13 protein-coding genes are annotated in these 14,506 nt (G+C 57.6%); 8 read left to right on the top strand and 5 right to left on the bottom strand.

The genetic code is table 11. The features are described from left to right. Positions 1 to 327 precede the first annotated feature (327 nt). Both E5180_RS02185 and E5180_RS02180 read left to right on the top strand, forming a co-directional pair. On the top strand, positions 328 to 3,768 hold the full coding sequence (locus E5180_RS02185; RefSeq protein ID WP_138922953.1) for a pyruvate carboxylase: 3,441 nt from the start codon (positions 328 to 330) through the stop codon (positions 3,766 to 3,768). 88 nt (positions 3,769 to 3,856) lie between these two features. Next, complete coding sequence (locus E5180_RS02180; protein WP_138922952.1) at positions 3,857 to 4,339, top strand: DUF2244 domain-containing protein; 483 nt, start codon at positions 3,857 to 3,859, stop codon at positions 4,337 to 4,339. Positions 4,340 to 4,342: 3 nt separating this feature from the next. Here E5180_RS02180 and E5180_RS02175 read toward each other — a convergent pair whose 3' ends face one another. Further along, entirely contained in the window at positions 4,343 to 4,801 is a 459-nt protein-coding gene (locus tag E5180_RS02175; RefSeq protein ID WP_138922951.1) for a GatB/YqeY domain-containing protein, read from the bottom strand. A 199-nt stretch (positions 4,802 to 5,000) separates the two neighbouring features. On the opposite strand from E5180_RS02175, the gene carA reads away from it, so the two are divergent. Together carA and E5180_RS02165 are read left to right on the top strand one after the other, a co-directional pair. Beyond that, positions 5,001 to 6,161, top strand: coding sequence for a glutamine-hydrolyzing carbamoyl-phosphate synthase small subunit (gene carA, locus E5180_RS02170; protein ID WP_138922950.1), 1,161 nt, complete (start codon positions 5,001 to 5,003; stop codon positions 6,159 to 6,161). 97 nt (positions 6,162 to 6,258) lie between these two features. Next, positions 6,259 to 8,172: a glycosyltransferase family 2 protein gene (locus E5180_RS02165; RefSeq protein ID WP_138922949.1), complete on the top strand. Its 1,914-nt coding sequence runs from the start codon at positions 6,259 to 6,261 to the stop codon at positions 8,170 to 8,172. On the opposite strand, the gene E5180_RS02160 is transcribed toward E5180_RS02165, so the two are convergent. Continuing rightward, the gene (locus E5180_RS02160) at positions 8,169 to 8,822 is read right to left on the bottom strand and encodes a GntR family transcriptional regulator (RefSeq protein WP_093732510.1); all 654 of its coding nucleotides are present in this window, start codon (positions 8,820 to 8,822) and stop codon (positions 8,169 to 8,171) included. The two genes, E5180_RS02165 and E5180_RS02160, sit on opposite strands and share 4 nt — an antisense overlap. A gap of 98 nt (positions 8,823 to 8,920) precedes the next feature. Between E5180_RS02160 and E5180_RS02155 the strand changes: the two genes are divergently transcribed. Together E5180_RS02155 and E5180_RS02150 are read left to right on the top strand one after the other, a co-directional pair. Beyond that, entirely contained in the window at positions 8,921 to 9,568 is a 648-nt protein-coding gene (locus E5180_RS02155; protein ID WP_138922948.1) for a pyrimidine 5'-nucleotidase, read from the top strand. Positions 9,569 to 9,571: 3 nt separating this feature from the next. Further along, positions 9,572 to 10,774, top strand: coding sequence for a UbiH/UbiF family hydroxylase (locus E5180_RS02150; RefSeq protein WP_171048885.1), 1,203 nt, complete (start codon positions 9,572 to 9,574; stop codon positions 10,772 to 10,774). Between the two features lie 19 nt (positions 10,775 to 10,793). Here E5180_RS02150 and E5180_RS02145 read toward each other — a convergent pair whose 3' ends face one another. Genes E5180_RS02145 through E5180_RS02135 form a run of 3 tightly spaced genes read right to left on the bottom strand, consistent with a single transcriptional unit; the run spans position 10,794 to position 12,884 of the window. Continuing rightward, entirely contained in the window at positions 10,794 to 11,921 is a 1,128-nt protein-coding gene (locus E5180_RS02145; RefSeq protein WP_138922946.1) for an aminotransferase class V-fold PLP-dependent enzyme, read from the bottom strand. Between the two features lie 49 nt (positions 11,922 to 11,970). Then, the gene (locus E5180_RS02140) at positions 11,971 to 12,432 is read right to left on the bottom strand and encodes an Lrp/AsnC family transcriptional regulator (protein WP_138922945.1); all 462 of its coding nucleotides are present in this window, start codon (positions 12,430 to 12,432) and stop codon (positions 11,971 to 11,973) included. Beyond that, positions 12,429 to 12,884, bottom strand: coding sequence for an Lrp/AsnC family transcriptional regulator (locus E5180_RS02135; RefSeq protein WP_138922944.1), 456 nt, complete (start codon positions 12,882 to 12,884; stop codon positions 12,429 to 12,431). The genes E5180_RS02140 and E5180_RS02135 overlap by 4 nt, the downstream gene beginning before the upstream one ends. 135 nt (positions 12,885 to 13,019) lie before the next feature. On the opposite strand from E5180_RS02135, the gene ilvC reads away from it, so the two are divergent. Continuing rightward, the gene (ilvC, locus tag E5180_RS02130) at positions 13,020 to 14,042 is read left to right on the top strand and encodes a ketol-acid reductoisomerase (protein ID WP_138922943.1); all 1,023 of its coding nucleotides are present in this window, start codon (positions 13,020 to 13,022) and stop codon (positions 14,040 to 14,042) included. A gap of 105 nt (positions 14,043 to 14,147) precedes the next feature. Further along, positions 14,148 to 14,489 carry a DMT family transporter gene (locus E5180_RS02125; RefSeq protein WP_254700513.1) on the top strand — a complete coding sequence of 114 codons (342 nt, stop codon included), beginning with the start codon at positions 14,148 to 14,150 and terminating at the stop codon, positions 14,487 to 14,489. The last annotated feature ends 17 nt before the right edge of the window (positions 14,490 to 14,506 follow it).

The raw sequence follows: 14,506 nt of genomic DNA, 5'->3' as shown, positions 1-14,506 counted from the left end.
CAATCTATCGTGCAAAAGCACCAAATAAAAGACGCGTTCGCAAAATGTTCTTGGTGCAATTCTAACAATTTCTTCGCTGAATGCGTTCTAGGGCGAAGATGTGATTTGTATCTTAGCTGTCCGCTCCTCCTTCTATCGGCTGCCGCTTTTGGACCTCCCCCTTCGTACCAGCCAACATCTTTCCAAAGGGTAAAAAATCTAAGCAATTCAAAAAAAACTTCTGCTTGCACGTAACGTCATTCAGACGCAACAATGCCGCAGCGCAGCGTTACAGATCACGCTACATGCTTGAAAACGAAGATTTCTTGCCAGCAGGAAGGCCTATATATGACCGACTTTAAGAAAATTCTAATCGCGAACCGCGGCGAAATCGCCATTCGAATTATGCGTGCGGCCAACGAGATGGGAAAAAAGACGGTCGCCGTGTTCGCCGAAGAAGATAAGCTGGGGCTGCACCGATTTAAAGCGGACGAAGCCTACCGAATCGGAGCCGGATTAGGGCCCGTTGCCGCTTATCTTAGCATTGATGAAATTATTCGTGTCGCAAAAGCCTCTGGGGCGGATGCGATCCATCCCGGTTATGGCCTCTTGTCGGAAAATCCCGATTTTGTAGATGCTTGCGCGCAAAATGGCATTACCTTCATCGGCCCTCGGGCTGAAACGATGCGCGCTTTGGGTGACAAGGCCAGCGCGCGCCGTGTCGCGATGGAAGCCGGTGTACCGGTCGTGCCTGCGACGGATGTATTGGGCGACGACATGGAGCTCGTGCGGAAACAGGCTGCAGAAGTTGGCTATCCGCTTATGCTCAAGGCATCTTGGGGGGGTGGTGGACGCGGGATGCGTCCCATCGACAACGAAGACGAGCTTAAAGAAAAAGTTTTAGAAGGGCGGCGCGAGGCCGAAGCTGCCTTTGGAAACGGCGAAGGATATCTGGAAAAGATGATCCTCAAGGCGCGCCATGTCGAAGTGCAGATTCTCGGCGACAGCCACGGCGAAATCTACCATCTATTTGAACGGGATTGTTCGGTTCAGCGCCGCAACCAAAAGGTTGTAGAACGCGCACCCGCCCCCTACCTCACCGAAGAACAGCGCGCCGAGATTTGCGAATTGGGCCGAAAAATCTGCGCTCATGTGAACTATGAATGTGCTGGTACCGTCGAATTCCTCATGGATATGGACGACGGTAAGTTCTATTTTATCGAAGTAAATCCAAGGGTTCAGGTTGAACACACCGTGACCGAGGAAGTCACCGGCATCGACATCGTACAAGCCCAGATCCTGATCGCTGAGGGCAAGACCATCGCCGAGGCGACAGGCAAGGCGACACAGGCTGATGTCCAGCTGAACGGCCATGCCCTACAGACACGGATCACCACCGAAGACCCGCAAAATAATTTCATCCCTGATTACGGTCGCATCACCGCCTTTCGCGAGGCGACAGGTATGGGCATCCGCCTTGATGGCGGCACTGCCTATTCCGGCGGCGTTATCACGCGGTATTACGATAGCCTGTTGGTCAAAGTCACCGCCAAAGCGCAAACGCCAGAGCAGGCGATCGCCCGCATGGACCGCGCCCTACGCGAATTCCGCATTAGGGGCGTTTCCACGAATATTGCATTTGTCGAAAACCTGCTGAAACACCCGACTTTCCTCAATAACAGCTACCACACCAAATTTATTGACCAGACGCCCGAGCTGTTCACGTTTGAAAAGAGACGCGACCGGGCGACGAAAGTGTTGACTTATATCGCCGACATCACGGTGAACGGGCACCCTGAAACAAAAGGGTTCGAGCGCCCCGCTGCAGCCGTGCGCGCGCCACAACCCCCTGCTGCCCGCGCCGAACCCATGATGGGCACACGTAACTTGCTCGAGCAGAAGGGCCCACAGGCTGTCGCCGACTGGATGGGACAACAGCGGCAGCTGCTGATCACCGATACCACCATGCGCGACGGCCACCAGTCCTTGCTTGCCACGCGGATGCGCAGCCATGATATGATCAAGGTTGCCCCGGCCTATGCTGCTAATCTTCCACGACTTTTCTCTATGGAATGTTGGGGTGGTGCCACGTTCGACGTGTCCTACCGGTTCTTGCAGGAATGTCCGTGGCAACGCCTGCGCGACCTGCGCGCGGCCTTGCCCAACGTGATGACCCAGATGCTGCTGCGGGGATCGAATGGCGTTGGTTACACCAACTACCCCGACAATGTGGTACAGGAATTTGTCCGCGTTGCCGCGACCGAAGGCGTAGATGTATTTCGCGTTTTCGATAGCCTGAACTGGGTTGAGAACATGCGCGTCGCGATGGACGCGGTGATAGAGAATGACAAAATTTGTGAAGGTACCGTTTGCTATACCGGTGATATTTTTGACCCGGACCGCGCCAAATACGACCTAAAATACTATGTCGCCATGGGCAAAGAGCTGAAAGCGGCCGGCGCACATGTTTTGGGCCTGAAAGACATGGCCGGTGTGCTTAAACCAAATGCCGCCAGAGCGTTAATTAAAGCGCTGAAATCCGAGGTCGGACTGCCGATACACTTCCACACCCATGACACCGCAGGCGCAGCCATCGCGACCATCATGGCGGCGTCAGAAGCGGGTGTCGACGCAGTGGATTGCGCGATGGACGCGCTATCGGGGAACACCTCTCAGGCGACGCTCGGGTCTGTTGTAGAGGCGCTGAAACACACGGATCGCGACACAGGTTTGTCGATGGACGCGGTGCGCGAAATCTCGAACTATTGGGAAGAGGTACGCAAGGAATATGCAGCCTTTGAGACAGGCATGCAGGCCCCCTCCTCCGAGGTATATTTGCACGAGATGCCCGGTGGTCAGTTCACCAACCTCAAGGCGCAAGCCGCGTCAATGGGGCTGGACGACAGGTGGCCCGAGGTTGCCAAAACCTATGCCGAAGTGAACCAGATGTTTGGCGACATCGTCAAAGTCACCCCGTCTTCCAAAGTTGTGGGCGATATGGCGTTAATGATGGTATCCCAAGGGTTAACCCGCACGCAGGTCGAAGACCCCAAAGCGGAAATGTCCTTTCCAGACAGTGTGATCGATATGATGCGCGGCAATTTGGGCCAACCCCCCGGCGGGTTCCCTGCCTCGATTGTCGACAAGATTCTAAAGGGCGAAAAACCTAATACAGCACGTCCCGGTGCCCATCTGCCCCCCACCGACCTAGAGGCAACCCGCAATGAGCTGCGCGACTTGCTAGAAGGGGCTCAGGTCGAAGACGACGATCTGTCAGGCTATTTGATGTATCCCAAGGTCTTTTTGGACTACATGGGCCGGCACCGCACCTACGGTCCCGTCCGTGTTCTCCCGACGCGCACTTTTTTCTACGGGATGGAGCCCGGCGAAGAAATCACCGCAGAGATCGACCCGGGCAAGACACTCGAGATCCGCCTGCAAGCGCTGAGCGAGACCAACGAAGACGGCGACGTCAAAGTCTTTTTCGAGCTGAACGGTCAGCCGCGCGTGGTGCGTGTGCCCAACCGCCTGGTCAAAGCAACGACCGCGCAGCGTCCGAAGGCCGAGATCGGCAACGTCAATCACATCGGCGCACCGATGCCGGGGGTTGTGGCCTCTGTCGGGGCGACTGTGGGGCAAAAGGTCAAATCAGGCGACCTGCTGCTCACCATCGAAGCCATGAAGATGGAAACCGGAATTCATGCGGACCGTGATGCAGTGGTCAAGGCGGTGCATGTCACCCCAGGTGGCCAGATCGACGCCAAGGATCTGCTGATCGAACTAGAGTAACCGATTAAGGGGCCAAGCGTGTCTATGCCGTGTCGCTTGGCCCTGATCCCCCCTATATTCGAAGCCAGCGCTGCGGATGGACGTCCCAATGCCCTATGAATGGACAACGCACTCTACCCCCCCAACGCAGATCCTAACCCTGCGGCCGCATCAATCCCTGTCGGCTAAGGGCTTTGCCAGTTTTATCCTGACAACCTTTATCCTGATTCTGATCCCTGTACTGTCCCTCTTGGGGACCGTGTTGCTATGGGGATTGCTTCCTTTCATTCTTGCCGCCGTAGCAGGCATTTACTGGGCGCTTCAGCGCAACCATAAGGCCAGAGAGATTGAAGAAGTGTTTACACTCGACCACCACACCGCCCATTTATTGCACCGCACAGCCGGAGGCGACGTCAAGGAGTGGCAATGCAATCGCCATTGGGCCGTCGTCACTAAATATGAAAAAGACGGCCCCGTACCCCATTATGTGACCCTGCGCGGTATGGGACGCGAGGTCGAAATAGGCGCATTCCTGAGCGAGGAAGAACGGATCACCCTTTACGATGAGCTGAACCGTTCATTGCTCCGTTGAGCGTTAGCTCAGACGCTCTTTAACCTTGGGCCCAACCGCGCCAAAATCCATTTGTCCCGTGTACTTAGCCTTGAGCAAGCCGATCACCTTGCCCATGTCACGGATCGAGGTCGCGCCCACTTCGGCGATCGCGTCATCCACCGCTTTGGTGCTTTCTTCTTCGGTCAGTTGGCGCGGCAAGAACTCTTCGATTACGCCGATCTCTTCACGCTCACGGTCGGCTAGGTCAAGCCGGCCACCTTCTTCATAGGCGCGTACCGATTCCATACGTTGTTTCGCCATTTTGCCTAAAATCGCGAGCACTTCTGCATCGCCAACACCGGCATCGCCTTCATCAGCGCGCGCCGCGATGTCTTTGTCCTTGATCGCCGCGTTGATCAGCCGCAAGGTCGAAAGGCGCTTGGCCGCCTTGTCCTTCATTGCCTGTTTCAGTGCTTCCGAAATGCGAGTCCGCAGTACCATTACCATCGTCCTTTTGACCCTAAGGGGAATTAAGCCGTGCAACATAGACATATTGCGCCGCGCAGGCAATGCCACGCAGGCCTGCTAAGCCATTGTTAAATATGTATATTTCATTTTAGACACCCTATTGACCCCGGCAGCACGCCGCCTTAGGTTGCCACCGTTTAACTCCATATACCTGCCGCTGGAGGCCCCCCACATGACCGCGACCACATCACCTCGTCCGACTGCCTGCTTGGCGCTAGCGGACGGATCGCTTTTCTACGGCATGGGCTTTGGCGCAACGGGCGAAACCGTGGCCGAGCTTTGCTTTAATACAGCAATGACCGGCTATCAGGAAATCATGACCGATCCGTCTTATGCGGGGCAAATCGTGACGTTCACCTTCCCTCACATCGGCAACACCGGCACCACCCCCGAAGACGACGAAACCGGCGATCCGGTAGCGGCGGGTATGGTCGTAAAGTGGATGCCTACGGACCCAAGCAGCTGGCGCTCCGTGCAGCCGCTGTCCGATTGGTTGGCGTCCCGCGGGCGTATCGCCATCGGTGGCATTGATACACGTCGCCTGACCCGGGCAATCCGTCAGCAAGGCGCGCCCCATGCGGCACTGGCACACAACCCGGACGGCATTTTTGATGTCGAAGCTCTGGTCGCCGCCGCCCGCGCGTTCGCCGGTCTAGAGGGTATGGATCTGGCAAAAGACGTCAGCTGTAAGCAATCTTACCGCTGGAATGAAATGCGTTGGGCCTGGCCAGAGGGCTATACCGAGCAGGAGAATGCGCCACACAAAGTTGTCGCGATCGACTATGGTGCCAAACGCAACATCCTGCGCTGCCTCGCCTCGGTTGGCTGCGATGTCACGGTCCTACCCGCATCTGCAACATATGAAGATGTAATGGCTCATAATCCCGATGGCGTTTTCCTGTCGAACGGACCTGGCGACCCCGCTGCAACCGGTGTTTATGCCGTGCCGATGATCAAGGAAGTTCTTGAAAAAACGGAGCTTCCGGTTTTCGGCATCTGCCTTGGTCACCAGATGCTAGCGCTCGCGTTGGGCGGTCAGACGGTCAAGATGAGCCACGGCCACCACGGTGCGAACCACCCCGTCAAAGATATCGATACGGGGAAAGTCGAAATTACCTCGATGAACCACGGGTTCGCCGTCGATGCGCAAAGCTTGCCAAGCGGTGTCGTAGAAACGCATCAATCGCTGTTTGACGGATCCAACTGCGGCATTCGGATGGAGGGGCGTCCGGTTTGGTCCGTCCAGCACCACCCCGAAGCCAGCCCCGGCCCGCAAGACAGTTTTTATCTATTCGAACGTTTCGCCGCAGCCATGGCGGAACGAACCAGCTAGGCTGGTAGGGCGCGGGCGCTTCATTCACCCGCAATTAACGCCCCATTAAGGTAACTCTGCCACGGTCGAATTATTCCGAAAGGAAGGGATTCGACCGATGAGCAACCTTGGGCTAGAGCTGAAATTACCAGAACCCGCGCGCGTGCGCGGGCGGCATCGACCACTGGGCCGGATATTGGTGGACGCCGGTCTGATCGATCAGGCCGCTTTGGTTCACGCGCTCGAAGCTCAGCATGTTCTTGATGCGCCCCTTGGGGATATACTCGTTGCCCAAGGCCTCGTCTCGCGCTGCGAGGTGACCAAGGCGCTGGCACTTCAACATCAGATCCAGCAGGTCGATCTTGACACTGACCCGCCCAAAGCGACCCTCGCGCGCCATCTATCAGCAGAAGAATGTCTACAGCACAAGGTTGTGCCGTGGCGACGCTTGGGTAAAACTCTTTTTTTAGCAACAAGCAGGCCAGATCGCCTGAGCGAAATCGAAGGGGAAGCCTTCCGTGATATCGACCTTGATATTGTCCCCGTGCTCGCAGAGCCCGCCCAGATTGATCGACGGATCACAGCACTTTATGGAACTGTTTTAGCCAAGCGGGCTGCGACCCGTGTTCCTGCAGGTCAAAGCTGCCGTACGTGGCGCATCGCCGGTCCAGGGCGACGTCTTTGGGCCGGCACCGCAAGCGGAGCCGCAGCTCTTCTTTTTATAGCGCTTCCGGCATGGACGTTCACCGTATTTGTCATCTTGGCGTTGTGTTGTAGCGCCATGATCATGACCCTGCGGCTGTCGTCCTTCGTTGCACGGTGCTTATGGGGGAACACCCCACATGTGGCTGATGCCGCCCCGCCGTCAATGCCCACAAAACGCCCTAAAGTATCCGTTCTTGTGCCCCTTCTGCACGAAGAGGAAATCGCGGGTGCTTTGATTGCGCGACTCGGTCAACTGACCTACCCCAAGGCTTTGCTACAGGTCGTGTTGGTGTTGGAAGAAGGCGATCAGATGACCCGCGACACGATTGCGCGCACCGAACTGCCTTTTTGGTTCGATGTGATCGAAGTCCCTCAAGCAGGAAAGCTGCGCACCAAACCGCGCGCGCTGAACTATGCACTGGATTTTTGCAACGGTAGCATCATCGGCGTGTGGGACGCCGAAGATGCGCCCGAGGTCGACCAGCTTGACCGTATCGTACAACATTTTGAACGCGCACCCCAAAAAGTCGCCTGCGTCCAAGGGGTACTGGACTATTACAACGCCCGGACCAATTGGATCTCGCGCTGTTTCGCGCTGGAATATGCTTCTTGGTGGCGCGTTATTCTCCCGGGCGTCGCACATCTGGGGCTGATCATTCCGTTAGGCGGCACGACGCTTTTCTTCCGACGTCCTATCCTGGAAAAGCTATGTGGCTGGGATGCCCATAATGTCACCGAAGACGCAGACCTCGGGGTGCGGCTTGCGCGGCAGGGGTACCGAACCGACCTGTTGCCAACGGTAACCTACGAAGAAGCCAACTTTCGCGCATGGCCCTGGATCAAGCAACGGTCGCGTTGGCTGAAAGGCTTCTTGATCACATGGGTCGTACACAGCCGCGCGCCGCTCCAGCTGATCCGGGACGTGGGGCTCATCCGCTTCCTTGGTGTGCAAACGCTGTTCCTCGCGACATTTTGCCAGTTTATCTTCGCCCCATTTCTCTGGACCTTCTGCCTTCCGCTTTTCGGTGCATCACATCCTGTTGAAACCACCCTTGGGCCTGAAGCATTCTATAGCCTCTTTGGGTTTTTCGTATTTGCCGAAATCCTTAGTATTGCCATCGCAATGACGGCCGTATCCGGGTCTCAGCACCGGCACCTTATTCCGTGGGCAATAACGTTGCCGTTCTATTTTATTCTAGGGTCATTCGCGGCCTATAAGGCACTTTATGAATTCGTGGTCATGCCGTTCTATTGGGACAAAACCGAACACGGCGTCAGCCACAAATCCGACAATGGGATGCAAACCAGATCGGCTCGCCCCACTTAACCCTCCTCCTTGCGTTGCGCCGCCTCTTGCTTCAGCCGCGTCATGAACGCGACCGAGATATGCGTGCGCAGCGCTTCGTCCGCGCCGTCTTCGTCTCGCTGTTCAATCATCTGCACAATGCGATCATGTTCATCCTGTGCAATTGCGCCGCGTCCGTCCACCGCCAATGACGACGTCGCCATCAGGGCCATGGACCGATGTACCAGATCAAGTTGCTGCACGAGATATCGATTATGGGATGCCAGATGAATTTGTTTGTGAAATCGCCTGTTTGCCCGTGCCAGCGCGGCCGGGTTATCGCGCAACGCGTCGTCTTCCTCGACCATCTCCCGCAGCACGCGGACTTCTTCAGTCGTTGCATGACGCGCTGCAAGCCGCGCAGCGAGCCCCTCCAGCTCTCCGCGCACAACGTAAAGCTCGGCCATCTGGTTGTGATCCAGCGATGCAACGATCAAACTCCGACCGTCCCGCGCCAGCAAAGATTGCGTCTCAAGCCGTTGTAATGCTTCGCGAACCGGCGTTCGGGACACGCCAAACCGTTCGGCCAGTTCGCTTTCTACCAAGCGATCGCCGGGTCGATAGGTGCCCACATCAATCGCGTCCAAGATCATCGAATAGGCGTCAGTGGGTCCGGAGCGTGGCGTCGTCATGGGTTCTCTTTCAAAAGGCTCCGGCACCTTAGCCCCCGCGTCCAATTGCGCAACCCCGTGATCTTGCACAGTACCCTCAGGCGGCGTAGCAAGTCCTTATGAAAAATACCGATTTCTCTCACGTGAACACTTGGGTCTTCGACCTTGATAACACGCTCTACCCGCCGTCGGCACGCCTGTTTGACCAAATCGAACAGCGCATGACCGACTGGGTAATGACCGCGCTGAACGTAGACCGACAGCGCGCGGATCATCTGCGCAAGCACTACTGGCACACCTACGGCACGACTTTGGCGGGGCTGATGCGCGAACACGACCTTGATCCTGGCCCGTATCTGCATGAGGTGCACGAGATTACCTTTGACGCGCTGGTACCTGATCCGCTGCTTGCGGCGCGGATCGCCGCACTGCCGGGGCGTCGGATTATCTATACCAACGGGACAGCCCCCTACGCCGAGAAGGTCATTGCCGCACGGGGATTATCGGGGTTGTTTGATGCAGTCTATGGCGTTGAGCACGCTCAATATCTACCCAAACCCGAACGCGCCGCCTATGATCTGATTTTCGCCACCGATGCGTTGACCCCAACGACCGCCGTCATGTTCGAAGACGACCCGCGCAACCTGATCGCCCCGCACGAAATGGGGATGGGCACGGTGCACGTCGCAGAAAGAGCAGAGCCCGCGCCGCATATTCATTTTCACACCGATGATCTTTCTGCTTTTCTTGCGAAAATTACGGACTAACTGATGACCATGACATGTGACATTTTGATTTCGGGCGGCGGCATTGCCGGTTTGACAGCGGCGGCAGCCTTCGGCAGCGCAGGGTTCAATGTGGTCTGCGTCGACCCGACGCCCCCAGTTACCGATGGGATGGCGCAGGGGGCCGATATGCGCTCTACTGCGATGTTGCAGCCGGCCCGCCGCGTGCTCGAGGCGGCAGGGATATGGGCGCATCTGTCGGATCATGCAGCACCCTTGCAGGTCATGCGCATTATTGACGCCGGCGGGGATGGCGACGCACCGCTGACCAGTCGCGCATTTGATGCCGCTGATATTTCGGATCAACCCTTTGGCTGGAATTTTCCGAACTGGCTGCTGCGGCGTGCTTTGCTAGAGCGTTTATGCGCCCTACCGAACGTCGAGTTCCGCCCTGGAACAGCGACAACTTCATTATTCACGCGCACCATCGGCGCACGCGTGGGGCTCGACGATGGCACCAAAATATCGGCCAAACTGGTGATTGCCGCTGACGGGCGCGACAGCCCGATGCGGGATGCAGCAGGCATAGAGGTGACCCGCCAAAGCTATGGTCAAAAAGCGCTTGCCTTTGCGGTCACGCACCCGACCCCACATGAAAATGTTTCGACCGAAGTCCACCGCAGCGGCGGGCCCTTCACCCTTGTGCCCCTGCCCGACCGCGACGGCCTGCCCTGCTCTGCGGTGGTGTGGATGGACGACGGCGCGGCATCGCTCGCCCGGATGGAGCTAGACGCCGACGCCTTCTCCCTCGCCGCAACCGAGCGCAGCGCGCAGGTGCTTGGTCCGCTCACATTGGCATCACAGCGCGCCATCTGGCCGATCATCAGCCAGCACGCGGCGCGGCTGTCGGGGGAACGCATTGCCCTGATCGCCGAAGCCGCACACGTCATGCCCCCCATCGGCGCACAGGGGTTGAACATGTCGCTGCAAGACATCGCGACGCTGCTGGAACTGTCCCAAAAACACCGCGACGATCTGGGAAGCCAGCCGATGCTGGACGCCTACCACAAGGCCCGTTTTGGCGATATCCAGCTGCGCCTGCGCGGCATTGATCTGCTGAACCGCGCTAGTCAGGCGAAAACGCCCTTGGCCCGCGACGCCCGCGCCAAAGGGCTGAGCGCGCTTTATGCGCTGCCACCTGTCCGGCGTATGTTGATGGAAATGGGGCTCGGTATGCGGCAGGAATAACCTGCCGCATAGCTTTTATTTACAGCACCTTATCAACCACGGCAGCCAAACGCGCGAGCGTTGCATCCACATCATAAAGCTTGTCCAGTCCGAACAACCCCAGCCGGAACGTCTGAAAGTTCTCCGGCTCGTCACACATCAGCGGCACGCCAGCAGCAATCTGCATCCCTTCGGCGGCAAAGGCTTTGCCATTATGCACCGATGGATCAGAGGTATAGCTGACCACCACACCCGGCGCGGCAAACCCCTCCGCCGCGACAGAGACGACGCCCTTGTCGGCCAGCATCTTGCGAGCAGAATCCCCCAGACGCCACTGCGCTTCCTTCAGCCGGTCGAAACCATAGGATTTGGTTTCCAGCATCGTATCGCGAAACAGGCGCAATGCATCGGTCGGCATGGTGGCATGATAGGCGTGACCGCCATCTTCATAGGCCCTCATGATGCTGTGCCACTTAGCCAGATCAATCGCAAAGCTGTCGGACTTGGTCTCTGCCATTCGCGCAACCGCACGGTCCGACATCATGACCAATCCGGCAGAGGGGGATGCGCTCCAGCCCTTTTGCGGTGCAGAAAGTAACACATCGACGCCAAGCGCTTTCATATCCACCCAAGCGCAGCCCGACGCGATGCAATCCAGCACCACGAGCGCGCCAACGGCATGGGCCGCCTCTGCCATCTGCTTGATGTAGTCGTCCGGCAGGATAACACCGGCGCTGGTCTCCACGTGCGGCGCAAACACCACCTGCGGTTTGTGCGTCTCAATGGCTTTTACCACGTCGTCGATGGGGCATGGCGCGAACGGCGACGGCGTGCTGTTGCCCTGCATCTGCGCTTTCATCACTGTCGCATTGCCGGTCAGGTCGCCGTTTTCGATAATCTGGCTCCAGCGGTACGAGAACCAGCCATTGCGCACGACCAGAACATCGGCACCCCGCGCAAACTGACGCGCGACGGCCTCCATCCCGTAGGTGCCGCCACCGGGCACGACGGCGACCGCATCAGCGTTATAGACCTCCTTCAGCAGGGAGCTTATATCGCGCATGACCTTTTGGAATACCGCACTCATGTGGTTCAAAGACCGATCGGTGAACACGACCGAAAACTCTTCAAGCCCTTCTGGATCAACTGAATTTAGCAAAGCGGGCATGGGTTCCTCCTGTTGGTTTCTTGCGAACATAGCTCCTCGTGGGGCAAAGTCACAGACCCATTGGCCCGGTCAGTCGTTCCTCGCTGAGCAGCACGTTTGCCTCTACCGCACCCGCCCCCGGCAACGTCATGACCCTCCGCCGCAGAACCCGCTCAAAGTCTGCCAGATCCCGCGCGACGACCCGCAAGCGATAGTCATAAAGCCCCAAGACGTGCTCCACGGTTTGCACCTCGGGGATGGCGCTGACCGCGCGTTCGAAATCCTCAAGGCTCACACGGCCCTTGGTGGCAAGCTTAACGCCAAGAAAGACGGTCACGCCAAACCCCAAGGCTTCGCGGTTCAATCTCAGCCGCTTGCCCCTCAGGATACCTGCGTCCTCCAGCCGTTTGATCCGCCGCCATGTGGCAGGCTGCGACAGGCCCAGATGGCGGCCCAAGGCCCCCGCACTTTGGGTCGCATCCCGTGCAAGTGACCGGATCAGCCGGTGGTCTATATCATCCAGCGCAATCATAGCGGCAACGCCTCGTCAGACTTGATCCGCGCGACATGCATCAAGGCCTCGATATCCGCGATATGCGGCAAGGTCAGAATACCCGCGCGGTAGATCTTTTGATAATGTGCCATGTCCCGCGCAATAATCGACAGGCGGACATCGACCCGCCCCAGAAATGTCTGGATCTCGATCACCTCCGGCAATTTTCGCGCCTCCTCAAGAAATCGGTCGAAGGCGTTGCCTTGTGTCTTGTCCAGCGTGATCCGCAAAGACACCTCGACAGTGTACCCCAAGGCTGCCCAGTCCACGACAGCCGCCACCCCTTGCACGACACCTGCCTCCTGCATGCGTACGATGCGGCGCGACACCTTGCCCGCCGTCAACCCTGTCAGGTCCGCCAATTCCGCCGGTGTCAGCCCCGCATCCGCCTGCCAGTGGCGTAGAATGCGACGATCCATGTCATCAAGCATGATTTTTCCATTTTTTAAACTTAATGCGCATTACCATCTTCATTTTGCCAAATAAACTCATAATCTGGCAATGGCATCTCGCGTCAGCTTCGATATGGTCACCTCAGATTTTAACGAACCCGAAAGGACGCCCCAATGCGCGTTTATTACGACCGTGACTGCGACGTTAACCTGATCAAGGACAAAAAAGTCGCCATCCTCGGCTATGGCTCCCAGGGCCACGCCCACGCGCTGAACCTGCGTGATTCCGGTGCAAAAAACCTCGTCGTAGCCCTGCGTGAAGGGTCCGCTTCGAAAGCCAAAGCCGAAGGCGAAGGCCTGAAAGTTATGGAAATCGCCGAAGCCGCAGCTTGGGCCGATGTGATCATGTTCACCATGCCCGACGAATTGCAGGCCGAAACCTACAAAAAATACGTTCACGACAACATCCGCGAGGGCGCTGCGATCGCATTCGCCCACGGCCTGAACGTTCACTTCGGCCTGATCGAACCAAAGCCCGGTATTGACGTAATCATGATGGCCCCCAAAGGCCCCGGCCACACAGTGCGCGGCGAATACACCAAAGGCGGCGGCGTGCCTTGCCTTGTTGCGGTAAACACCGACGCCACCGGCAAAGCGCTGGAAATCGGCCTGTCCTACTGTTCCGCCATCGGTGGCGGCCGGTCCGGCATCATCGAAACCAACTTCCGCGAAGAATGCGAAACCGACCTGTTCGGCGAACAGGCTGTTTTGTGTGGTGGCATCGTCGAACTGATCCGCTGCGGCTTTGAAACACTGGTCGAAGCCGGCTACGAGCCCGAAATGGCGTATTTCGAATGTTTGCACGAAACCAAGCTGATCGTTGATCTGATCTATGAAGGCGGCATCGCCAACATGGATTATTCGATCTCGAACACCGCGGAATACGGCCAGTACGTCTCCGGCCCGCGCATCCTGCCCTACGACGAGACCAAAGCCCGCATGAAAGCCGTGCTGAGCGATATCCAGTCGGGCAAGTTCGTACGCGACTTCATGCTGGAAAACTCTGTTGGCCAGCCCACGCTGAAGTCCTCGCGTCGCGCCAATGACGAGCACCAGATCGAAGTCGTCGGCGGCAAGCTGCGCGAAATGATGCCTTGGATCTCTGCCGGCAAGATGGTCGACAAATCCAAGAACTAATCGCTGCTTTAAGCGACATGAAAAGGCCCGGTTTCGCACCGGGCCTTTTCTTTTGACGAACCGACTGTCACAGATTGCGCGCTGATCGTTGACCAAGGAAACTGCATGTCAGACGTGCCCGCCATCACCAAATCCAGCTGGCTGCTGATCCTGTTGCTGGCTTTCATCTGGGGCGGCACATTTCTGGTGACGGAAATCGCGCTGACCGAAATGCCCCCGTTTTGGATCGCCGCCACCCGTGTGGGGCTCGCCGCCACTGTGATGATCCCGTTCTGGGGCCTACGCGGGTTCCGCCTGTTTACAACGCCGCCGACCCGCGCAGACATCGCCGCGGTGATCTTCATCGGGGCCGCCAGCTCTGCGGTGCCGTTCAGCTTGCTCGCCTGGGGGCAACAATACGTGACGTCGGGTGACCTGCCCCCCGAAACTTCCCTCAGTTTAATGTAGAGTTTGCTCAACCTTCG

The organism is Sulfitobacter sp. BSw21498 (assembly GCF_006064855.1).
Classification (GTDB): Bacteria; Pseudomonadota; Alphaproteobacteria; order Rhodobacterales; family Rhodobacteraceae; genus Sulfitobacter.
Note: the sequence above shows the minus strand (reverse complement) of the source record. Positions and strands in the feature narration are given on the sequence as shown.